The 21,942-nt window shown below is 71.2% G+C and carries 22 protein-coding genes; 18 read left to right on the forward strand and 4 right to left on the reverse strand.

Translation table 11 applies throughout. The features are described 5' to 3' along the window. Positions 1-10 precede the first annotated feature (10 nt). Complete coding sequence (locus ACZ6S0_RS08465; protein ID WP_169789240.1) at positions 11-172, reverse strand: hypothetical protein; 162 nt, start codon at positions 170-172, stop codon at positions 11-13. A gap of 195 nt (positions 173-367) precedes the next feature. Beyond that, positions 368-1,276, reverse strand: a complete 909-nt coding sequence (locus tag ACZ6S0_RS08470; protein ID WP_465914668.1) for a hypothetical protein — start codon at positions 1,274-1,276, stop codon at positions 368-370. A gap of 101 nt (positions 1,277-1,377) precedes the next feature. On the opposite strand from ACZ6S0_RS08470, the gene ACZ6S0_RS08475 reads away from it, so the two are divergent. Then, on the forward strand, positions 1,378-2,052 hold the full coding sequence (locus tag ACZ6S0_RS08475) for a MerR family transcriptional regulator (protein WP_465914669.1): 675 nt from the start codon (positions 1,378-1,380) through the stop codon (positions 2,050-2,052). A gap of 6 nt (positions 2,053-2,058) precedes the next feature. Here the strand turns inward: ACZ6S0_RS08475 and ACZ6S0_RS08480 are convergent, their stop codons facing one another. Continuing rightward, a complete protein-coding gene (locus ACZ6S0_RS08480; protein ID WP_465914670.1) occupies positions 2,059-2,688 on the reverse strand; it encodes a TIGR03085 family metal-binding protein in 630 nt (209 codons plus the stop codon). A gap of 116 nt (positions 2,689-2,804) precedes the next feature. Between ACZ6S0_RS08480 and ACZ6S0_RS08485 the strand changes: the two genes are divergently transcribed. The 17 genes from ACZ6S0_RS08485 to ACZ6S0_RS08565 all read left to right on the forward strand — a co-directional run bounded on the left by ACZ6S0_RS08485 (position 2,805) and on the right by ACZ6S0_RS08565 (position 19,667). Continuing rightward, the gene (locus ACZ6S0_RS08485) at positions 2,805-4,646 is read left to right on the forward strand and encodes an ABC transporter ATP-binding protein (protein ID WP_465915231.1); all 1,842 of its coding nucleotides are present in this window, start codon (positions 2,805-2,807) and stop codon (positions 4,644-4,646) included. Next, positions 4,643-6,424 carry an ABC transporter ATP-binding protein gene (locus ACZ6S0_RS08490; RefSeq protein WP_465914672.1) on the forward strand — a complete coding sequence of 594 codons (1,782 nt, stop codon included), beginning with the start codon at positions 4,643-4,645 and terminating at the stop codon, positions 6,422-6,424. Before ACZ6S0_RS08485 ends, ACZ6S0_RS08490 begins: the two co-directional genes overlap by 4 nt. Before the next feature lie 83 nt (positions 6,425-6,507). Then, on the forward strand, positions 6,508-6,855 hold the full coding sequence (hisI, locus tag ACZ6S0_RS08495) for a phosphoribosyl-AMP cyclohydrolase (RefSeq protein WP_465914674.1): 348 nt from the start codon (positions 6,508-6,510) through the stop codon (positions 6,853-6,855). 10 nt (positions 6,856-6,865) lie between these two features. Beyond that, positions 6,866-7,444, forward strand: a complete 579-nt coding sequence (locus tag ACZ6S0_RS08500; protein ID WP_465914676.1) for a Trp biosynthesis-associated membrane protein — start codon at positions 6,866-6,868, stop codon at positions 7,442-7,444. A gap of 104 nt (positions 7,445-7,548) precedes the next feature. Next, positions 7,549-8,202 carry a DUF4190 domain-containing protein gene (locus ACZ6S0_RS08505; protein ID WP_465914678.1) on the forward strand — a complete coding sequence of 218 codons (654 nt, stop codon included), beginning with the start codon at positions 7,549-7,551 and terminating at the stop codon, positions 8,200-8,202. A gap of 161 nt (positions 8,203-8,363) precedes the next feature. Then, positions 8,364-8,888 (forward strand): CD225/dispanin family protein, encoded by a 525-nt coding sequence (locus ACZ6S0_RS08510; RefSeq protein WP_465914680.1) that lies wholly within the window; start codon positions 8,364-8,366, stop codon positions 8,886-8,888. 55 nt (positions 8,889-8,943) lie between these two features. Then, a complete protein-coding gene (locus ACZ6S0_RS08515) occupies positions 8,944-9,375 on the forward strand; it encodes a DUF2752 domain-containing protein (RefSeq protein ID WP_465914681.1) in 432 nt (143 codons plus the stop codon). 134 nt (positions 9,376-9,509) lie between these two features. Beyond that, positions 9,510-10,349: an indole-3-glycerol phosphate synthase TrpC gene (trpC, locus tag ACZ6S0_RS08520; protein ID WP_344875700.1), complete on the forward strand. Its 840-nt coding sequence runs from the start codon at positions 9,510-9,512 to the stop codon at positions 10,347-10,349. A 23-nt stretch (positions 10,350-10,372) separates the two neighbouring features. Then, positions 10,373-11,593 (forward strand): tryptophan synthase subunit beta, encoded by a 1,221-nt coding sequence (gene trpB, locus ACZ6S0_RS08525; protein ID WP_465915234.1) that lies wholly within the window; start codon positions 10,373-10,375, stop codon positions 11,591-11,593. 201 nt (positions 11,594-11,794) lie between these two features. Beyond that, positions 11,795-12,589: a tryptophan synthase subunit alpha gene (gene trpA / locus ACZ6S0_RS08530; protein WP_465914683.1), complete on the forward strand. Its 795-nt coding sequence runs from the start codon at positions 11,795-11,797 to the stop codon at positions 12,587-12,589. A gap of 514 nt (positions 12,590-13,103) precedes the next feature. Beyond that, complete coding sequence (locus ACZ6S0_RS08535; protein ID WP_344875696.1) at positions 13,104-13,574, forward strand: MauE/DoxX family redox-associated membrane protein; 471 nt, start codon at positions 13,104-13,106, stop codon at positions 13,572-13,574. Continuing rightward, positions 13,574-14,338 carry a DsbA family protein gene (locus tag ACZ6S0_RS08540; protein WP_465914686.1) on the forward strand — a complete coding sequence of 255 codons (765 nt, stop codon included), beginning with the start codon at positions 13,574-13,576 and terminating at the stop codon, positions 14,336-14,338. Before ACZ6S0_RS08535 ends, ACZ6S0_RS08540 begins: the two co-directional genes overlap by 1 nt. 110 nt (positions 14,339-14,448) lie before the next feature. After that, positions 14,449-15,555, forward strand: coding sequence for a prolipoprotein diacylglyceryl transferase (lgt, locus tag ACZ6S0_RS08545; protein WP_465914688.1), 1,107 nt, complete (start codon positions 14,449-14,451; stop codon positions 15,553-15,555). Then, entirely contained in the window at positions 15,552-15,704 is a 153-nt protein-coding gene (locus ACZ6S0_RS08550; RefSeq protein ID WP_465914689.1) for a hypothetical protein, read from the forward strand. Before lgt ends, ACZ6S0_RS08550 begins: the two co-directional genes overlap by 4 nt. Before the next feature lie 633 nt (positions 15,705-16,337). Continuing rightward, entirely contained in the window at positions 16,338-16,751 is a 414-nt protein-coding gene (locus ACZ6S0_RS08555) for a hypothetical protein (RefSeq protein WP_465914692.1), read from the forward strand. A 1,202-nt stretch (positions 16,752-17,953) separates the two neighbouring features. Further along, positions 17,954-18,667 carry a hypothetical protein gene (locus ACZ6S0_RS08560; RefSeq protein ID WP_465914694.1) on the forward strand — a complete coding sequence of 238 codons (714 nt, stop codon included), beginning with the start codon at positions 17,954-17,956 and terminating at the stop codon, positions 18,665-18,667. Between the two features lie 373 nt (positions 18,668-19,040). Beyond that, the gene (locus tag ACZ6S0_RS08565) at positions 19,041-19,667 is read left to right on the forward strand and encodes a hypothetical protein (protein ID WP_465914695.1); all 627 of its coding nucleotides are present in this window, start codon (positions 19,041-19,043) and stop codon (positions 19,665-19,667) included. Positions 19,668-19,984: 317 nt separating this feature from the next. Here ACZ6S0_RS08565 and ACZ6S0_RS08570 read toward each other — a convergent pair whose 3' ends face one another. Then, complete coding sequence (locus tag ACZ6S0_RS08570; RefSeq protein ID WP_465914697.1) at positions 19,985-21,601, reverse strand: bis-aminopropyl spermidine synthase family protein; 1,617 nt, start codon at positions 21,599-21,601, stop codon at positions 19,985-19,987. Positions 21,602-21,942: the final 341 nt, after the last annotated feature.

Below are 21,942 nucleotides of genomic sequence, written 5' to 3' on the forward strand. Positions count from 1 at the left end.
GGACCGACTGTCAGGTCAGAACACTTGAGAAGAACACCGCCAACTGATTAGCTCCTTGGATGATTCCGTCGAACACACCGTTGACCGCGGCGGCGGCTTGGGCCGGCCGGGTGAACAGGTAGAAGACCACGAACGCGACAGCCACGTAGGTGATCACCTTCTTGACCTGCATGGGGGGCCTCCTGCAGTCCATTCCCAGCCGTATATACCCGGATCTGGGCGATCACTAGGCATCTTCTGTGAAGATGTTCATGATCCTAACCGGGGGGCTTCTTTCACCTGCCATGGTACGGGCTTGAGCTTGCCCGCGAGTGCCCGCCGCGCCGGGATTTCCGCGGTGACCGAGCCCGATCCGAGGGGGAGCCGGTCACGCGGCGACCGCACTCCTCGCTCGTGGCGCGGTCACCGCCACGCCGAGGGTGGCGACGACCAAGACGCCCAGTACGGCCAGCGTCGCGGCGTCGGGGTGGACGAGCGACTGCCCTCGTAGGGCCTGCCACAGGACGATTGCGAACAGTCCGGCGTAGAAGAGCCCGGCGGCGAACACCAGGCGCAGCCTGACGCTCTCCTGCCGCAGGACCGCCCAGCGCGCCGACAGCGCCACCAGCAGCAGCGCGAACAGCGGCAGCAGTTGCAGGGCGTGCATGCCGACGAAGTGAGGCACGCGCAGGTCGCCGCCCACGGTGCTCCACCCGACCAGCGGCAGTCCGGGGCCGCCGTCGGCGACGCCCACGCTGTGGGCGCCGGCGAAGTCCTCGGCCCAGGTCTGCCCGGGGACGCCGGTGGCCATCAGGGCGCCGGAGGCGACGCCGAGCGTGGAGACGACCAGGCCGATCCGTACGGTCCAGGTGCTGACGCGGTCGGCCTGCCGCTCGGCGATGACGAAGATCGCGGCGACGAGGTTGGCGAGCATGAGCACGCCGATCGTGGCGCCCATCGCGATCCAGATCGACCCGTCCAGCGGGGTCGCCTCGTTGAAGTGGCTGTGCCGGCCGCGGGCGGCCTGCAGGGCGATGAGGACGACCTCACCCAGGCCCGCCACGGCCAGCGTCGTACCCATCCACCAGCTCACCCGCCCGGCCCTGTGCCGCAGCGAGAGTAACCAGGCCCAGGTGAAGGAGTAGAGGGCCAGGGAGATCGTGAACTTCAACGGCTTGATCCAGATCGGGAGGCCGTCGAGCGTCCGCGGATCCACGAGGACGAGGACGAGGAGGACGGGGCTCGCCGCGGCCATGAGCGCGGCGAAGAGCATGAGGGGACGGTGCCAGTGCGACATGGGAAACGCCCTTCCGTCGAGCGGATAGTGGATAGTGCTACTTGTCACTATCTATAGCTAAACTATCCAGGAACGACAAGAGGGGACGTGAAAGCGTGCGGATGGCGGAGCTCAGCCAGACGACCGGGGTCCCGGTTCCGACGATCAAGTACTACATGCGGGAGGGACTGCTGGCCCCTGGGCGGCCGACCGGCCGTAACCAGGCCGAGTACGGGGAGGAGCACGTACGCCGGCTCCGCCTCGTACGGGCGCTGGTGGAGTACGGCGACCTGTCCATCGCGGTCATCCGCGACCTCACCGCGCGGATCGACAATCCGGACCTGGAGGAGTTCGACCTGCTGGGCGCCGCCCAGAAGACCGTGACCCAGCGGAAGGAGGCGCGGCCGGGGCCGTACAAGGACGAGGCGGAGCAGCGCCTGTACGACCTGCTGTCGGCGCGCGGCTGGCGGATCCGCACCGGCGACCCGGCCTACCGCACCGCCGTGGGCGTGCTGGCCACGCTCGACGAGGTGGGCAGGCACGACATGCTGGAGGCGCTCGACGCCTACGCCGACGGGGCCGAGCGCATCGCCGAGGCCGACGTACGCCTGCTGGGCGGCGATGTGAGCGATCGGGAGCGGGCGGTGGAGATCGTGGTCATCGGCACCTCGGTGGGCGACACGCTGATCGCCTGCCTGCGGCGGCTGGCCCAGTCCACCGTGGCGGAGCGCATCTACGCGCGCGTCCCGCCCGCCGGGGAACGCGGGCCCGGCCTCCCCGGAGCCCGGCGACCCTGAACCACGTCAGAGGCCGAGGGCGGCCTCGCGCAGGCGGGTCACCGCCTCGGGGTCGCCGGTGAGCTCGACCCTGGCGTGCCGCTGCCGTCCGAAGCTGAACAGGAGCAGCTCGGAGGCCCGGCCCGTGACCTCCACCCGCGCGCCGCCCTTGGGCCCGCCGAGCGCGACGCCCCCGCCGAGCCGGTGCAGCGCCACCCCCACGGGCGCCTTGCGCAGCATCAGCCGCGCGCCGGTCGCGACCCGCTTCCAGATCAGTTGCTCCAGGTCGGCGGGCAGCTCGCGCGGCTCCCACGACGGCTGCGCGCGCCGCACGTCCTCGTGGTGCACGAACAGCTCCAGCGCGTTGACCGCCTCGTCGAGCGCGGGCAGCAGGCCGTAGACGCCGCCGGGCCGGCGGACCAGGCCGACCAGCTCGGGGTAGGGGTGGCGGGCCTTGAACCCGCGCTGCACGGAGGCGGTGTATCCGGCCAGGGGCTTGAGCCCGATGCCGGCCATGGCGTCGGGTCTGCGCTCGCGCAGTGCGAGGTGGGCGGCCAGGTCGTAGGTGGTCCAGCCGGTGCACAGCGTCGGCGCGTCCGGGCCGAGCCGGTCGAGCAGGTCGCAGAGCGCGGAGCGTTCGCCACGGGCATGAGTCACGTATCCAACCCTACCGGCGGGAATAACCACATGATCGGGCGTGATAGGGACATACGTAGAAACGTCGGACATGAGAGGAAACCCGTCGAGTGGCGACCAAGGTCACCTCGGCCGTGATGCGTCAGGGGCTCCGCGTCCTTGGGGTGGCCATTCGCACAGAGAAGACGCTCTTCGCCGTGGCCGTCCTGGCCAGCGGCCTCTACGGCGGCATGACCGTGGCCTCCGCCTGGGCGCTCGGCTGGGCGACCCAGAACGTCGTGCTGCCCTCGTTCGCCGAGGGCCGGATCACCACGGGCGCCATGTGGACCGGTGTGCTGCTGATCCTCGGCACGGCGCTGCTCAAGGCGTTCGGCGTGGCGGGTCGGCGGATCCTGGCCGGGGTCATCCAGTACCGCATGCAGGCCCGCTCACGCCGCGACGTCACCAGTCAGTACCTGCGCCTGCCGCTGTCGTGGCACCACAGCCACCCCACCGGGCAGCTCCTGTCGAACGCCAGCGCCGACGCCGAGGCCGCCTGGGCGCCGCTCGCGCCGCTGCCCATGGCGGTCGGCGTGATCGTCATGCTGTTCACCGCGGCGATCGCGATGTTAGTGACAGATCTGCCGCTCGCGCTGGTGGGCTTCGTCATCTTCCCGGCCATCGCCGTACTCAACCTGATCTACCAGCGCAGGCTCAGCCCGCTGGCCACCCGCGCCCAGCAACTGCGCGCCGAGGTCAGCGAGATCGCGCACGAGAGCTTCGACGGCGCGCTCGTCGTCAAGACGCTCGGCCGCGAGGACCTGGAGACCGAGCGGTTCCGGCGGCGCGCACACGAGCTGCGCGACGCGAACGTGGCCGTCGGCCGGATTCGCGGGCTGTTCGACCCGATGCTGGAGGCGCTGCCCACGCTGGGCGTCCTCGCCGTGCTGGCCGTCGGCGCGGTACGGCTGTCGGCCGGCGCCATCGGCCCCGGCGACCTCGTGCAGGTCGCGTACCTGTTCACGCTGCTGGCCTTCCCCATCAGGGCGCTCGGCTGGGTGCTGGCCGAGCTGCCGCGCAGCGTCGTCGGCTGGCAACGGGTGCAGTCGGTGCTGGAGGCGACCGGCTCCATGGAGTACGGCACGACCCCCGCCACGGAGACGGCCGCCCCCGCCGCGCTGGAGATCGAGGGCGTCTCCTACGCCTACGGCACGGCCGAGGTGCTGCACGACATCACCTTCCGCGTGCCCGCCGGCCGTACCGTCGCGCTCGTCGGGCCCACCGGGTCGGGCAAGTCGACGCTGGTCCAGCTCCTGGTCCGGCTGGTCGACCCCGACGCCGGCCGGGTGCTGCTCGACGGCGTGGACCTGCGGGAGCTGCCCTACGGCGGCGTGGCGGCCGCGGTGGCGCTGGTGCCGCAGCAGACCTTCCTGTTCGACGACACCGTACGCGGCAACGTGGCACTCGGCGCCGACGCCACCGACGAGGACGTGGCGGCGGCCCTGCGCCTGGCCCAGGCCGACGGGTTCGTGGACCGCCTGTCCGCCGGTCCCGGCACCCGCGTCGGCGAGCGCGGCGCGTCCCTGTCGGGCGGCCAGCGCCAGCGCCTGGCCCTGGCCCGCGCGCTCGTGCGCCGGCCCCGCCTGCTCATCCTCGACGACGCCACCTCCAGCGTGGACCCGCAGGTCGAGGCCAAGATCCTGTACGGACTGCGGGACGCCGCCGAAGCCTCCACGGTCGTGGTCGTCGCCTACCGGATGGCCACCATCGCCCTGGCCGACGAGGTCGTCTACCTCGACCGGGGCCGCGTCGTGGACCGGGGCACGCACGAGCAGCTCATCGAGCGCTGCCTCGGCTACCGGAACCTGGTGACCGCCTACGAGCGGGAGGAGGCCGAGCGCGCCGCCATCGACGTCCCGGCCACGCCACCACCCGGTACGGGCCCCGCCACCCGTCCCGCCGACGACGAACCCATCGAAGAGGAAGAGATCAGCGCATGACGGCGCAGGGCATCCAGCGCGGCTCCGACCGCTCCGCGCTGGCCACGATCCGCCAGGGGCTCTCGCTCACCCCCGAGTTCCGCAACGGATTAGCGGGCACGATGGCGCTGGCCGTGGTCGCCACCATCGGCAAGATCATCGTGCCGATCGCGGTGCAGCAGACGATCGACACGGGTCTCAAGACCGGCACGCCCGACCTCCCGTACATCACCACTGCCGTACTGATCTGCGCGGCGGCGGTCGTGCTGACGGCGCTGGCCGGCTACGTCATGAACGTCCGCCTCTACCGGGCCACCGAGTCCTCCCTGGCCACCCTGCGCGTACGCGGCTTCCGGCACGTCCACGACCTGTCGGTGCTCACCCAGAACACCGAGCGCCGCGGCGCCCTGGTCTCCCGGGTCACCAACGACATCGACCAGATCAGCGCCTTCATGCAGTGGGGCGGCCTGATGATCATCGTGGCGTTCGGCCAGCTCTTCGTGGCCACCGTGCTGATGTTCGTCTACTCCTGGCAGCTCACGCTGCTGGTCTGGGCCTGTTTCGTCCCGCTGCTGATCGCGCTGCCGCGCTTCCAGCGGCTGCTCTCGCGGGCGTACACGGTCGTGCGCGAGCGTACCGGGGACATGCTGGCCGCCGTCAGCGAGTCCGTCGTCGGCGCGACCGTCATCAGGGCGTACGCCTCCGAGCGCCGCACCGCGGAACGCATCGGCGCGGCCGTGGACGCCAACAGGAAGGCCCAGATCAGGGCGCAGACCATCGTCGGGTTCGTGTTCCCGCTGACCGAGATCGTGGCCGCCCTCGCCATCGCCGGGATCGTGCTGCTCGGCGTGCGGCTGGGCGTGTCGGGCGAGATCACGCAGGGGCGGCTGGTGGCGTTCCTGTTCCTGGTCACGCTGTTCGTCTCGCCCCTGCAGACCGCCACCGAGGTGCTGAACGAGGCCCAGAACGCGGTCGCCGGCTGGCGGCGCATCCTCGGCGTCATCGACACGCCGCCGGACGTGGCCGACCCCGGCGAGAAGGGCGTGGTGCTGCCCCGCGGCCCCATCGAGGTGGCCTTCGAGGACGTGCACTTCTCCTATCCCGGAGGCGCGCCCGTGCTGCGCGAGGTCACGGTCGAGATCCCGCCCCGCTCCCGCGTCGCCGTGGTGGGGGAGACCGGCTCGGGCAAGACCACGTTCGCCAAGCTGCTGACCAGGCTCATGGACCCGGGCTCCGGCCGTGTCACGGTCGACGGCCACGACCTGCGCGACGTGCGCTTCACCTCCCTGCGCGAGCGGATCGTCATGGTCCCGCAGGACGGCTTCCTGTTCGACGGGACGCTGGAGGAGAACGTCCGCTACGGCAGGCCCGCCGCCACCACCACGGAGATCGAGCTGGCGCTGACCGAGCTGGGCCTGGCCGACTGGCTGGAGGGCCTGCCGAACGGCCTCGGCACCCCGGTCGGCCAGCGCGGCGAGTCGCTGTCGGCGGGGGAGCGCCAGCTCGTCGCGCTGGCCCGCGCCTACCTCGCCGACCCCGACCTGCTGCTGCTCGACGAGGCAACCTCCGCGGTCGACCCGGCCACGGAGGTACGCCTGGCGCGCGCGCTCGAAGGCGTCACCCGGGGCCGTACGGCCGTGTCGATCGCGCACCGGCTGTCCACGGCGGAGAACGCCGACGAGGTGCTCGTCTTCGACGCGGGACGCCTGGTGCAGCGGGGGTCGCACGCGGAGCTGGTGCGGGAGCCGGGCGTGTACGCCGACCTGCACGCGTCCTGGGTCTCGGCGGCCCGCACGTAGGGGGCGGGGCGCCGCGTACGGCAGCGGACGACGCGGCGTTCCCGGTGGGCCGGGCGGGCGACCCGGCTGGTTGAATGGGGTGCATGTCCCTGGATCCCAAGATCGCGTCCCGGCTGAGGCGGAACCCCGACGGGCTGGTGCCCGCGATCGCCCAGCAGTACGACACCGGCGAGGTGCTCATGCTGGCCTGGATGAACGACGAGGCCCTGCACCGCACGCTCACCACGGGCCGGGCGACCTACTGGTCCCGCAGTCGCGGCGAGTACTGGGTCAAGGGCGGCACCTCCGGGCACGTCCAGCACGTCAAGTCGGTGGCGCTCGACTGCGACGGCGACACCATTCTGATCAAGGTCGACCAGGTGGGTGTGGCCTGCCACACCGGCGACCGCACCTGCTTCGACGCCGACCGGCTCGAGCTGGCGCTCGGCTGAGGCGGGCGCCATGCGAGACGACAGGCGGGGCCTGTGGAGCTGGGTGGCGCTGACCGCCGCCGGATGCCTGCTGGTGCTGGTCGCCGCGGGCCGAGCCTGGGTGCGGGTGCTCCAGGGGGCGGGGGCGGTCGCGCCGACGGGCGGGCAGCTCAGCCCCGTACTGACGCCCGTGGCCCTGGCCGGGCTGGCCGGGGTGGTGGCCGTGCTGGCGACCAAGGGCACCGGGCGGCGGGTCATCGGCGGGCTGCTCGCCCTGTGCGGCGCGGGCGCGGCCGCGGCGACGTGGACGGCGCTCGACGACGCGGGCGTCACCGGCTGGCTGCGCGAGCAGAACGTGCTGCACGGCGCCGCCGATCTCCCCTGGGAGGCCATGCCCCTGTGGCCGAGCGTCTCGGCGGTCGGCGCGGCGCTGGTGCTGGCGGGCGGAATCGTCGCGGTCGTCCGCGGGGGCCGCTGGAGCGGCATGTCGGCCCGCTACGACCGGGGCGCGAGCTCGTCGGCGGAGGCCGCCACGCAGGTCAGTGACGACAGAGCCCTCTGGGACGCGCTCGACAGAGGAGACGACCCCACCGACGCGCGCCGCGATTAGGCAATGGCGAATCCTCCACTGTTCTGAATCCTTGTCTGCTTGGCAATCGTTTCCTCAATAAGCTGCCGTTGCAACTCGCGACGAAATACTTGAGGAGCCAGCTCATGAGCTACGGGGATCAGGGCGGTAACGGCGGCTATGGCGCGCAGCCGTCCGGCGGCGGTTACGGCCAGCAGCCCCAGAGCGGCGGCGGTTACGGCCAGCAGCCGGGAAGCGGGGGAGGCTACGGTCAGCAGCCGGGGAGCGGCGGGGGTTACGGTCAGCAGCCGGGGAGCGGCGGGGGCTATGGCCAGCAGCCCCCGAGCTACGGCGACTACGGCCAGCAGCCGCCCAGCCACCCGCAGGAACTCGGCTACGGCCAACTGCCCCCGAGCGGCGGCTACGGCCAGCAACCCCCCAGCTACGGCGGCCACGGTCAGCAGGGTTACGCCCAGCAGGGCTATGGCCAGCAGGGCTACGGGTACGGCCCGCCCCAGCAGCCCCGCTCCACCAACGGCATGGCGGTGGCCTCGCTCGTGCTGGGCATCATCGGCCTGGTCTTCTGCGGGATCACCAGCATCCCCGGCGTGATCCTCGGGCACATCGCGCTCAACCGGATCAAGCGCACTGGCGAGGAGGGCTCGGGCATGGCCGTGGGCGGCCTCGTCACGTCGTACATCACGGTCGTGATCTGGCTGCTGTGCTGGATCATCTTCGGCGGCATGCTGCTGTCGCTGATCGGCCTGAGCGCCGCCGCCACCTCGTCCACGTACGAGTAGGCCCGCCCGACACACCCGCAGCGTAGCCGGACCGTGACGACGTGCTTGCGGTCCGATTACGAATTGTCCGCAAAGCGGATGTTCGACCACGTAGAGGGATGGTTTCTCGCTAGGCTGCCGCGCGCACCTCGACTCAGATGACGACATAAGGGGTCATGAGCATGAGTTACGGAAACCAGGGCGACGGTGGTTACGGGGCCCAGCCACCCGGCGGCGGGTACGGCCAGCAGCCGCCCGGCGGCGGTGGTTACGGCGGCGGTTATGGTCAGCAGCCTCCCTCCGGCGGTGGCTACGGCCAGCAGCCCCCGAGCGGCGGCGGGTACGGCCAGCAGCCTCCGAGCGGCGGCGGCTACGGCGGTGGCTACGGTCAGCAGCCTCCCTCCGGCGGTGGTTACGGCGCCCCCGGGGCCGAGCCGCCGGACAACCACCTCGTCGCCGCCATCCTGACCACGCTGTTCTGCTGTCTGCCCTTCGGCATCGTGTCGATCGTCAAGTCGACGCAGGTGAACCAGAAGTGGCAGATCGGCGACTTCGCGGGCGCCCAGCAGGCGTCCGAGGAGGCCAAGACGTGGTGGAAGCGCGCCCTGATCACTGGCATCATCGTGAACGTCGTGTCCATCATCCTCGTCATCGTGTACTTCGTGGTGATCGCCGCCAGCATCAGCGCGTCGTACTCCAGCTACTAGAGCTGGTGAAGGGCGCTCTCCTGGACGTCACGCACGGAAGGCGGATACTGGACGCATGAGCATCGCGGCAACCGGGCGGCGGGGCACTGACCGCCTCAAGGGCATGCTGGCGCCGCTCGGGGTTGCGGCCGCGACGGGGGCGGTGTTCGCGATCGTCGCCGTGGTCGACCCCAACGAGCCGGGTCACTACCCGACCTGCCCGTTCCTGTGGCTCACCGGCCTCTACTGCCCGGGGTGCGGCACCCTGCGCACCATCCACGCGCTGGCCCATCTCGACCCGGTCGCCGCGCTCGGCCTCAATCCGCTGGCCGTGGCGATGACGCCGTTCCTGCTGTTCTGGTGGGGGCGGTGGATGGTGCGGGCCTGGCAGGGGCGTCCCCGGCGCACGACTCTGGCCCATCCGGCGTGGCTGTGGGCGTTCCTCGGAGTCGTCATGGTCTACTGGGTCGTCCGCAATCTGCCTTTCGGGGCGTTCCTCGCTCCCTAGGCGGTGCCCACTTGGGGGACCGGTGGTGAGGTGCCCGCGCGAGGGCCGATACCATCGCAGGACAAGGGCAGAGAGCGAACGCGACGCGAACTCTCCGCCGACCCCCAGCAGCCGACCGGAGGGACCCCAAGCGCGTGAGTGAGCGGACCGAAGGGCCGAGCGTCCTCGACGACATCCTCGACGGGGTGCGCGCCGACCTCGCCGCACGTCAGCAGGCCGTCTCGATCGACGAGCTCAAGCAGCGGGCCGGGCGGGCGCAGACGCCCAGAGACGCCATGGCCGCGCTAGGGGGCGACCGGGTCTCGGTGATCGCGGAGGTCAAGCGCTCGAGCCCGTCGAAGGGCGCGCTCGCCGCGATCGCCGACCCGGCCGCGCTGGCGGCCGACTACGAAGCGGGCGGCGCCCACGTCATCAGCGTGCTGACCGAGCGGCGCAAGTTCGGGGGCAGCCTCGAAGACCTGGCCGCGGTGCGCGCCCGGGTCGACATCCCGATCCTGCGCAAAGACTTCATCCTCACCTCCTACCAGCTCTGGGAGGCCCGCGCCCACGGCGCCGACCTGGCCCTGCTCATGGTCGTCTGCCTGGAGCAGGAGGCGCTGGTCTCGCTCATCGAGCGGGCCGAGTCGATCGGGCTCACCCCGCTGGTCGAGGTGCACACCGAGGAGGAGCTGGAGCGGGCGGTCGCGGCCGGTGCCCGGGTCATCGGGATCAACGCGCGAAATCTGAAGACACTCGAGGTCGACCGCGAGGTCTTCACGAAACTCGCGCCGAAGATCCCCGATAATGTGCTCAAGATTGCCGAGTCGGGCGTGCGCGGCCCGCATGACCTGCTCGCCTACGCCCGTGGCGGCGCCGACGCCGTCCTGGTGGGGGAGAGCCTGGTCACCGGCAAAGACCCGCGCAAGGCAGTGGAGGCGCTGGTGACCGCCGGCGCTCATCCGTCGACGCGCCCCGACCACTCAGCAGAGGGATAGCAGTGGCACACGAAGACACCATTCTGACGGCCGCCGATCTGGCGGGCAACGGCGTGCACGGGGACGACCCCGACGTGCATGGCAAGTTCGGCGTCTTCGGCGGCCGATACGTACCCGAGGCGCTCATCCCGGCGCTCGACGAGGTGGCCGCGGTCTACGACAAGGCCAAGAACGACGCGCAGTTCCTGCGCGAGTTCGACCACCTGCTGCGCACCTACGCGGGCCGCCCCACCACGCTGACCGAGGTGCCGCGCTTCGGTGAGCAGGCCGGCGGGGCCAGGATCGTGCTCAAGCGCGAAGACCTCACCCACACCGGTGCCCACAAGATCAACAACGTGCTGGGCCAGGCGCTGCTGACCAAGCGGCTGGGCAAGCGGCGGGTGATCGCCGAGACCGGCGCCGGCCAGCACGGCGTGGCCACCGCCACCGCCGCGGCCCTGCTCGGCCTGGAGTGCGTCATCTACATGGGCGCGGTCGACTGCGAGCGCCAGGCGCTCAACGTCGCCAGGATGAAGCTGCTCGGCGCCACCGTGGTGCCGGTCAAGAACGGCTCCCAGACCCTGAAGGACGCCATCAACGAGGCGTTCCGCGACTGGGTGACCAACGTCGACACCACCCACTACCTGTTCGGCACGGTCGCGGGGCCGCACCCGTTCCCCGAGATCGTCCGCGACTTCGCGCGCATCATCGGCGTCGAGGCCCGCCGCCAGATCCTCGAGCTGACCGGCGGGCTGCCCGACGCGGTGTGCGCCGCGGTCGGCGGCGGCAGCAACGCCATCGGCATCTTCCACGCCTTCATCGGCGACGAGGGCGTCCAGCTCCACGGCTACGAGGCCGGCGGGCACGGGCTGGAGAGCGGCGAGCATGCGCTCACGCTCACCGCCGGCTCGGTCGGCGTGCTGCACGGCTCGCGCACGTACGTGCTGCAGGACGACGAGGGCCAGACCATCGAGTCCCACTCGATCTCGGCCGGGCTCGACTACCCGGGCGTCGGCCCCGAGCACGCGTGGCTGAAGGACTCCGGCCGCGCCACCTACCACGGCGTCACCGACGACCAGGCGATGGCCGCGTTCTCGCTGCTGGCTCGCACCGAGGGCATCATCCCCGCCATCGAGTCCGCCCACGCCCTGGCCGGCGCGCTCGAGCTGGGCCGCGAGCTCGGCCCCGAGGCGACCATCCTGGTCAACCTGTCCGGGCGCGGCGACAAGGACATGGGCACGGCCATGAAGTACTTCAACCTGTGACGTGCTTCGGCTTGTGACGTGCTTCGGCCTGTGAAGTGCTTCGGCCTGTGACGCCGTGCCCCGCCGACGGCCTGCGCCGGGCCGGTCGGGCCCGCGACCCGGCCGCGTCCGACCGGCGCGGGGAATGACCGGCGCGGGGAATTCTGCGGCGGGCGCGCGGCAGGGCATCATGGTGAGACTCGACCTTCGAAACGGACAGACATGACGACTCTTCAGACGGTTTTCGCCAAGGCGAAGGCGGAAAACCGGGCCGCGCTCGTCGGCTACCTGCCCGCGGGCTTCCCGTCGAAAGACGGCGCCATCTCCGCCGCCGCGGCCCTGGTGGAGGCCGGCTGCGACGTCATCGAGATCGGCCTGCCCTACTCCGACCCGCTCATGGACGGGCCCACCATCCAGGACGCGGTGCACCGGTCGCTGACCAACGGCACCCGCATCGCCGACGTCATGCGCACGGTCGAGGGCGTGGCCGCCACCGGGGCCGCCACGCTCGTCATGACGTACTGGAACCCCGTCGACAAGTACGGCGCCGACCGCTTCGCCCGCGACCTGGCCAACGCCGGGGGCGTCGGCACGATCACGCCCGACCTGACGCCGGAGGAGTCCGAGCCGTGGCGGGCGGCGTCCGCGGCGGCGGGCATCGACACGGTGTTCCTGGTCGCGCCCAGTTCGACCGAGCCGCGCATCGAGGCCGTCGTCGAGTGCTGCACCGGCTTCGTGTACGCCGCCTCCCTCATGGGCGTCACCGGCGCCAGAGAGAGCGTCAACATCGCCGCGGAGGGCCTGGTCAAGCGCACCAAGGCGCACACCGGCCTGCCGGTGTGCGTGGGCCTGGGCGTCGGCACGGGCGCGCAGGCGGCCGAGGTGGCGGCCTACGCCGACGGCGTCATCGTGGGCTCGGCGTTCATCCGCCGGCTGCTCGACGCGCCCGACGAGGCGGCCGGGCGCGAGTCCGCGGCGGAGCTGGCGCGCGACATGGCCAAGGGCGTGCGCCGCTGAAGGAGGGCGTCAGGCGTTCCCGGGGGCTGTGGCGGGTGAGCGACGGCTGATCGTACGACGGTGTGTCGCCCTGGCGAGGGGCGCGGCCGGGTCGTCGGCGTACTCGTCCGGGTCCGCCCTCCTATCGGCCACAGGCAGGAGCGAAGGCCCGTCCTGCACCCGCTGTGGCACCCGTTCGGCCCGCGCTGGGTGTCGAGCGGGCGAACTCGCCGGTGCCCTGCCATCCAGGCCCTCAGGCGTTCGAGGCGGGAGCGCGCCGGCAGGCGGTGGTGCGCCCGGATGCGGCGCTGGTGACCGATTCACCCCTTCTTGCTTGTATGGGTAATTTTTAACTCAGGTAGGTAAAAGTGGGGAACTCTCCCAGGTCAGCGGCAGGAAACCCGCTTAGCTGACGCTTATCTTCGACGTGATCGGATGAGATCCGGGTACTGTGCCCATCCCGGCGCAGAGACAGAGGAGAACATTCGTGGCCGCGTCACCATCGTCGCCTTGGGCGAGAAGAGCGATACCCTGGGTGACGACCGTCGCTCGGCTCGTGCTGGGCGGGGTGCTGATCGCGGCGGGCGCGCTCAAGATCGGTAACCCGGCCGACTCCGTCGTGGCGGTCAAGGCTTACCAGTTGCTGCCGGAGTCGATCGCCGTCGCGGTGGGCTACGCCCTGCCGATCCTGGAGATCGTGGTCGGTGTGCTGCTGGTCGTCGGTCTGTTGACCAGGGTGGCCGCGGTCATCGCCGGGCTGCTCATGTTCGCGTTCGTGTTCGGCATCGCCTGGGCGTGGGCGAACGGTCTGCGGATCGACTGCGGCTGCTTCGGCGGCGGCGGCCAGTTGGGGGCGGGCCAGGAGCCGACCTACTTGCTCGACATCCTGCGCGACTTCGGCCTTGTGCTGCTCGGCGCCTGGGCCGCGCGTTTCCCGCCGGGCCGTTTCGCGCTCGACGGGGCCCTCGGGCTCGGGGGCGACACACGTGAGGAGGAAGACGAGTGATGAGCAAGGGCGAGCGCACCAAGACGAAGTCGCAGTCGGCGCGCGAGAAGATCAAGGCGCAGCAGGCCGAGCAGCGGGTCCGCGACAGGCGACGGCGCGTGGTGACATATGTCACCGCCGGGGTGGTCGCGGTGGCCGCGGTCGGGCTCGGCTGGTGGTACGCCGCCAGCATCTCACGCTCGGAGGAGGCCACCGGCGCGCTGGCGCCGATCACCGTGCAGTCCGACGGCAGCGTGGTGATGGCCCAGAACGGCGTCACCAGGCCGGTGGTCGACATCTACGAAGACTTCCAGTGCCCGGCCTGCAAGGAGCTCGAGCGGGTCAGCGGCCAGACCTTCAAGAACCTCGCCGCGGAGGGCAAGGCCAAGGTCGTCTATCACCCGATCACGATCTTCTCCCAGGAGCCCACCAAGTCCAACTCCGTACGCGCGAGCAGCGCCGCCCGGTGCATCGCCGACGGCAAGCAGTGGCTGACCTTCCACAACCTGCTCTTCGAGAACCAGCCCTCGGAGACCGCGCAGGGCTTCCTGCCCGACCAGCTCAAGGAGTGGGGCAAGGAGGCCGGGGTCACCGCGCCCGGCTTCGACCAGTGCGTCACCTCGAACAAGCACGCCGACGCGCAACTCGCGTACAGCAAGAAGATCATCGACGAACAGAAGATCGATCACACGCCGACAGTGAAATTGAACGGCACGGAAATAGACAATCCGGTATTGTTCAGCCCGTCGCAGCTACGCGATGAGATTACCGAGGCGGCCAAATAGGCTCGCGTCCGCTACCCTCACCTGACATGCCCCTAGCCTCGATTCCCAGCCCTTCCGAAGGGGTCTGGTATCTCGGAATCATCCCGATCCGGGCTTATGCGCTATGCATCGTGCTCGGCGTCATCGTCGCCGTCTGGCTGAGCGAGCGGCGCTGGCGCGCTCGCGGTGGCCAGAAGGGGACGATCATTGACATCGCCGTCCCCGCGGTCATCTTCGGCCTCATCGGCGGACGGCTCTACCATGTCATCACCGACTGGCAGACCTATTTCGGCAGCCGCGCGATCAAAGAGCCCTACAAGGCGCTCTACATCTGGGAGGGCGGCCTCGGCATCTGGGGCGCGATCGCCCTCGGCGGGGTCGGCGTCTGGCTGGCCGTGCGCAGACGCGGCCTGTCCATGGGCGCCGTCGCCGACACGGTCGCGCCAGGCATCGCCTTCGCCCAGGCCATCGGCCGCTGGGGCAACTGGTTCAACCAGGAGCTCTACGGCTCGCCCACCACGCTGCCGTGGGGCCTGGAGATCGACGTCGACCACGGCGGCGAGCCCGGCGTCCTCTACCACCCGACCTTCCTGTACGAGTCGCTGTGGGACGTCGCGCTCGGCTTCGTGCTGATCTACGCGGGCCGTCGCTTCGCGCTGCACCACGGCCGGCTGTTCGCCGTCTACGTCGCCGGATACACGCTCGGCCGCTTCTGGATCGAAGGGCTGCGCATCGACCCGGTGGGCGGCGTCGACCACGCGGTGGAGTTCCTCGGGTTGCGGATCAACCAGTGGACCTCGGTGGTGCTGTTCGTCGGCGCGCTGGTGTACCTCTGGGTGACCAGGAACAAGTCGGGCGAGGAGATCGTGGTGGCGCCGTCGCCCGACGACCCGGTCGACCCGGCCCACGCCTCCGGCCAGGCCGATCCCGGCACGGGCGAGTCCTCGGCGGCCGAGGCCGCTTCTGACGACTCGGCGGACGCTCCCGAGGGCTCCTCCAGGGATGCCACGAAGGACACGTCCACCGCCGCCACCACGGGCGACGCCACGACCGGTGCCACCGGTGACGCCTCCGCCGAGACCTCCGCCGACGCCGATTCCCCGAGGGCGGAGGGCTCCGACGCGGAAGCCTCCTCGTCCTCGTCCTCCTCCTCGGAGGAGGCCGCTGGGGAGCCCGCTGAGGAGAAGGTCTCCGACGCCGAGCCCGAAACCGTGACGAAGGAGAAGAACTCGCGATGAGCGGTCGCGCGGAGGTCCACCACCGGCATCGCGACGTCACCGGAGGTCGGTCACGGCCAGCGGTGTTCGGCGCGACGGACGGCCCGGTGTCGAACTTCGCGCTCATCGCCGTCGTCGCGTTCGGCACGGGCGGGGCGGCGGGGCGGTGATGGCCCGCAGACGCGCCACGCCCGGCGGCTCCAACGGTGGCGGCCGTTCGGCGGGCAACGGAGAAGGAACGGGCCGCTCCCGGGGCTCCCGCTCCGGGCGCGGCACCGAGCGTGGTGCCGAGCACGGTCGGCACTCGTCGAGCGCCGGCGACGGCACCCGGCCCGACCCGGGCGCCGGTGGCGGCGGCCGTCGGTCTGCCGGGCGCGACGGCGGCGGGCCCGTGGGCGGCGATGGCCGCGGCCGGGGTGCCTCGGACGCCGACGGCGGCTTCTGGCAGTCTTCCGACCCCGCTCCTGGCGACGCCCAGCCCGCTGGGTCGGACAGTGGCGCCTGGCACTCCACCAGCCCGGACGGTGGTGCGTGGCAGTCGGCTGGTTCGGACGGTGGTGCTTGGCAGTCCACTGGTCCAGGGAGCGGTGCTTGGCAGTCCGCCGGTTCGGATGGCGGTGCGCGGCGGTCGGCTGGGGCGGAAGGCGGGCGTGGTGGGCGCAGGGCCGCTCGTTCGCGTGGCAACGTCCCCTCCTCGGAGCAGGGCCAGGCCACCTCGGGGGCGGTCAGCGGCGACTGGCAGGCGGCCGGTTCCGCCACAGGCGGTCGGCGGGCGGCCGGTCCGTCCGGTGGTGATCGGCCGGATGCCGGCTCGGCGGGTGATGGCCGGTCGGGTGCCGGTGCTGACAACGGTGGGCGGTCGGTGGGCCGTCGAGGTCGACGGCGGTCGAGCACCGACGGCGACGCCGGGCGAGCGGCCACCGACGCTGGGCGGGCGGCCACCGACGGCTGGCGAACGGCCACCGACGGCGGCCAAGGCCGGGCTGCCACCGATGGTGGCGGATGGCCCGCTGGAGCTGGCTCCCATGGTGGTGCGGGAGTGGCGGGCACAGACGGTGGTGGTTGGCCTGCTCGTGGCTCCCGTGATGGCGTGGGGGCGGCGGGCACGGACGGCGGTGGTTGGCCTGCTGGAGGCCCCCGTGGTGGTGCGGGAATGGCAGGTACGGATGGTGGTGGTTGGCCTGCCGGTGGCTCCCGTGGTGGTGCGCGGTCGGTAGGCACGGATGGTGCTGGTTGGTCTGCTGGAGGCTCGCGTGATGGCGTCGGGGCGGCAGGGACGGACGGCGGTGGTTGGCCCGCTGGTGGCTCGCGTGGTGGTGCGGGGGCTGCGGGTACGGATGGTGGTGGATGGTCTGGTGGTGGCTCTCCCGGCGGTGTGGGGATGGCTGGCACCGATGACGGTGGTTGGTCGGTGGCGAGGTCCGGGAACGACGCGGCGGCCGGCTACGGAAGGGGCGCGGCGCAGGGCTCGGGGAACCACGCGGCGGCGGGCTCGGTAAACGACACGAGATTGGGCTCTGAGCCCGGCGGACGGTCGGTGCCGGATGGTGAGGCCGGAGGACGGCAGGGTGCGGGAGGTGAGAAACGGCGCTCGCGTGGCCTCGGCTTCCGGGGCCGTGGTCGCCAAGCCGACGCTGGTCGGCGGTCGGCCGGCGAACCCGAGCCCGATGTGGCGTCGGCGGATGGGACCGACGGTGACGAGTGGTCGACAGGCGGTGCCGGTGGCGGCACGTGGACCGCAGGTGGCGTAGCCGGAGGTTTGTGGGCTGCGGGCGGTGTCGATGGTGGCCGGCGTTCCAGGAGGGGCGGGCGCTCTTCGACCGGCAGACGGTCAAAGGACGGCGATGACGACGGTCAGTGGCTGGCGGACGATGGCCGGTCAACGGACACCGATGGCGGTGGCTGGCTTTCCGCGGACACTGACGGCGGCGGCTGGGGTTCTGGGGCTGGGGACACCGATGGTGGCGGTCGGCGGACAGCGGTGGCAGCGGACAGCGGCGGCAGCGGACGGCGGTCGGCGGACAGCAGTGGTGGTGGTCGGCGGTCGGCGGCCGACGACGGTGGTGGTTGGCGGTCGGCGGACAGTGATGGTGGCGGCGGACGGCGGTCGGCGGGTGGCGACGGTGGCAGGCGGTCTGCTCGGGGTGCCGGTGGGCGGCGGTCGGCCGAGGACGACGATGACGAGAGTGGGTGGTCGCTCCGAGACCTCGGCGGCGGGATACGTCCTGCCGCGAAGGAGGGCGGGAGGCGATCTGCCCGGGATGCCGGCGGGCGGCGGTCGGCCGGAGACGACGACGGAGAGGCCACCGAGAGTGGGGGCGACGTGGTGGGCGGGTCGCGTAAGCGGCGCCGGACGCCGCCCTCCGACTGGCAACTACCGCTGCTCACCGACTTGGGTCTGCGCCCCGGGCAACAGCGGATGCTCGTGATCATCGCGTCGGTCGCCGGTGCGCTGGCGGCTGCCGTGGGGTTCGTGGCGGTCGCGAATTCGCTCGGTACGTACACGCCCGAACGGCCGGCCAGTGCCGCCGTGGTCGCCCCCGGTGCGCCGCTGCCGCAGGTGTTCCACGGCTGGGGCTCACCCAAGCTGTTCGACCCCGTGGCCGAGAGGTCCAAGGACGCCAAGGCGCTCACAGAGAAGGAAGTGTTCAGCGAGACCGAGCTGACCGTGTCCAAGAAGTTGAAGCTCAAGCTCGTCTCCAAGCAGCTCGACGCCGACTGCGCCCAGGCGCTGTGGGGTGCCGACCTCCTCGAACTGACGTCGGACGCCGGTTGCACCCAGGCCGCGCGCGGCCTCTACGCCAGTTCCGACGGCCGCTACATCGGCCAGTACACGCTGCTCAACCTCAAGGACGGTCAGTCGGCCGGTGAGTTGGTGGAGTCCTTGAAGACTCTTTACCGTGGCGGGTGGGTCCACCCCCTGAGCACGGACAAGGCCGCCTTTCCCGCCGGTGGTTACTCGGAGGCGGGCAGTTACGCGCTCGGCCACTACGTTGGGCTGGTGTGGCTCGGCCGGGCCGACGGCGCGGAACCCACCGTCAAGGACGACTTCGTCTCCCTCACGCTGGCACTGCGGGGAGCGGAAAAGGCCGTCTACCGCCGTGTCGTCTCGATCACGGGGCCGTCCTCCTGATGCCGGGCGACGTGGCGTTCATCCGTGTGATGCGTGGCCCTTTGGGCTCCGCTGACTGCGCCGCTGCGTCGGCTGGTCCGGTGCTCCCTGGAGGGGTGGTGTTCCCTGAAGGGGTGGCGGTGTCCCCTGGAGGGGTGGTGTCCCCTGGAGGGGTGGCTTTCGGTCGGAGGGGCTTTGTGCGAGGGTTCCAGGGGCTCTCTGGGCGAGGTCGCGTGTCTGTGGGAGTCGTTCGAGGTGGCGGCGTGTCTGTGGGAGTCGTACGGGGTGGGGGCGTGTCTGTGGAGGTCGTACGGGGTGTGTCTGTAGGAGTCGTTCGGGGCGGCGTGTTTGTGGGAGTCGGCGTCTGATGTCGCGACGTGTTCTGATTCCTGCCGTGCTTGCCCTCGTGGCCGCAGTCGCCGTGGCAGGTTGGTTCTGGCTGGGGCGGGAGGAGCCTCGTCCCGCCACCTTCCGGGGCGAGCCGACCTCCGCGTTCTACACGGCCATCGGCACCCGCCAGAACGACGCCACCCCGCTGACCCTCCAAGAGGTCTTCACCGAGGCCACCCGTACCCTCGGGTCCATGAGTCTGGTCGCCACCCGCTCGTTCGCCGACTGTGGCGAGGTGCTGTGGGGCACGACGGCCGCCGGGTGCACGCAGGCGCTCCAGGCCACCTACCAGGGGGGCTCTTTGGCGGGGCAGTTCGTCATCTTCAACCTGAGTGACGGGCAGGCGGCCGATGCGCTGGTGGCGGCTCTGCAAAAGGACGCGTTCGTACGGCAGGAGGCCGCGTTCGACCCTGAGGGAAGCCGGGCCCAGGCCCGTGCCATGGGGCATTACGTGACGGTGAGCTGGGTTGGTGGGGCGGCGTCCGCATCGGCATCCACGTCCACGTCCACGTCCACGTCCACGTCCACGTCCACGTCCGCGTCCGCGTCCGCTCAGGATCTTGTGGCTGCCCTGGTCGCGCTGGACGGCCTCGGGCGCGTGGTCCAAGGCCGCATCGTCGCCGTCACCTGAGCCACCCCATCACCTGAGCCATCCATCACCTGAGCCTCCCGCCGTCACCCGGGCCCTGTCATCCGGGCCCTGTAGCTCGGGCCCTGTCGCTGGGGGCCTGTCATCCAGGTTTTGGCAGGCGACCAGTTCGTCGGACCTGGCGACGGGATCTGCTGATGGGGGCTGCTCTTTGGACCCGCGCCGATGGGGATGCTCTGAGGTCACGTTCACAGACGTGATCTTGGGCCAGAGGTGATGGTCTCGGGCCGTAGGCGGGTGAAGGGCCGACCGAATCGGCAATTCTGGGGACGGGTGATGGGTGGGGGGATTTGGGTGGGTTAGGTGGTTGTGGTGAGGGCTGTGATGGTGGTGGAGATGGCGGGGGCGAGCGCTGATAGGCGGTGGAGGGGGGCTTCCAGGGGGGTGAGGTCGTCTGACCAGTCGGCCGCCTCGCGGATCAGCGTCCGGGCCTCGTTCTTGGTCAGGGTCGTGCCCTGGGTGCGGGCTGCCGCGATGAGCCCTTCCCGCCACGTGTTCGCCAGCTTGGAGTGCCCGTTGTCCAGGATCCTGCGCAGCACCGACTCGGCCTGCCCGTCGGGCTGCGGCAGTCGTACGGCGTCGAGCACGCCCTCGTCCGCCTCGCTCACCGTGTACACGGCCGACAGCACCTCGGGCACGGATGCGAGAGTGGCCCCCACGACGCGTACGTGCGTGGCCCGGGTCGCCAGGAGCAGGCGCGGGAGCGCGGCCTCCAGGCCGGGCGGTACGGCCACGGCCACCCGGGCGGGCGCGGCGGCGTACGGCTTGGCGAGCCAGGTCGAGAGCTTGACCCGGGGGCGGTCGAGGTCCTTGGGCCATTCGCCCACCAGCAGGTCGGGCTCGAACCCGGACAGAGCCCGCGCGATGCCCGCAGAGGCGGCTGCCGTGCTCTCGGCTGCGGTACGTCTCTCAGCGGTGGCCCGCGTGTCGGCGGCGGCCCGTCTCCCGGTGGCGGTGCTTTCGACGGACTGCGGGCCCTGCGTGTAGATGGCGGTGGTCTGGCGGCTCAGCCGGGACTGCACGGCCGGGCGGGTCTTGGTGGTGGGGCGCAGGATGTACAGGTCGGCGGCCGACCCGATGGCCTCCGCCCCGAAATATCGGTTGAAATCTGGGTAAATTGCCTCGTACGTGAGGTTGAGCTCCGTGAGTTCCTGCTGCACCTTGAGCGCCAGCATCGGCGTACGCTCGCTGGCCCCGTATGCCAGCAGCACCCGTCCCTCGTCCTTCAGCCCTTCCACCGCCCGCGCCACGAACAGGCCCGTGCCCTCCGGCGTGTACGGCGGGTCGGTGAGCGCCAGGTCGTGGTCGCGGGCCGAGCCCGGCAGGCCGAGCCGCAGGTCGGCCCAGCGAGTGTGTACGCCCAACCGCTGGTCGTCGATGTAGGCCAGGATGCGCTCGTCGACGTCGACCACGGTGACGTCGGTCTCGGGATGCACCAGCTTGACGGCCAGCGAGGTCAGGTCGTGGTCGCCCACGCACAGCAGGCGCGCGCCCGGCAGCCAGAAGCGGGCCCCGAGCAGCAGCGCCCGCCGCAGCACCGTCTCCGGCGTGGCCGAGACGTGGTCGAGCACGTGGCGGGCGCGGGGGGCCTTCGCGACGAGGTCGCCGAGGCGGTCGAGCACGTGGGCGTAGTGGGGGAGCAGGTGGGCCACGGGGTCTTCCGGCTGCGGCGCCACGGCGAGAAGGTCCTGGTAGGCGGGGGTGTCGACGAGCGGGACGCGCACCCTGTCACCGTCGCGCTCCAGGACCAGCTCACGCAGCAGGGCCTCGACGGTACGCCGGGCCGTGGCGGTCTCCCTGACCAGGTCGGCCAGGGTGCGCCACTGGCCGTCGCAGAGGAGGGCCAGGGCGTGTCTCAGTCGCCTGCTGTCGGCCCCGGCCTCGCTGAGCAGCCGTTCCAGCCCGTCACGCTCCATGCGCGAACCCTATCGGGGTTTCGGCTGTTGAGGCCGCCGAGGGCACTGCGGCTGTTGAGGCCGATGAACGGCTGCTGAGGTCGATGAGGTCACTTTGGCGAAGTCAAGTCGAAGCAGCGAATGGGGCCGAAAGGTTCGAATTGGCGCTGGCAGCGCTGGCGGAGTTGGCGGAGGTTGGCGGCGCTGGTGACGCGGGTGGCGCCGTGGTGCTGGTGCTGGTGGTGCCTGTGTGGTGTGGGATGGTGCTGATGGTGATGTGCTGGTGCTGATGGTGCTGGCGGTGTTGTGGCTCTGTGGGGTCGGTAGCCCGGTGGTGCTGAGGATGCTGGCTTGAGCTGGTG

The sequence above is a fragment of the Nonomuraea sp. NPDC051298 genome, assembly GCF_055586305.1.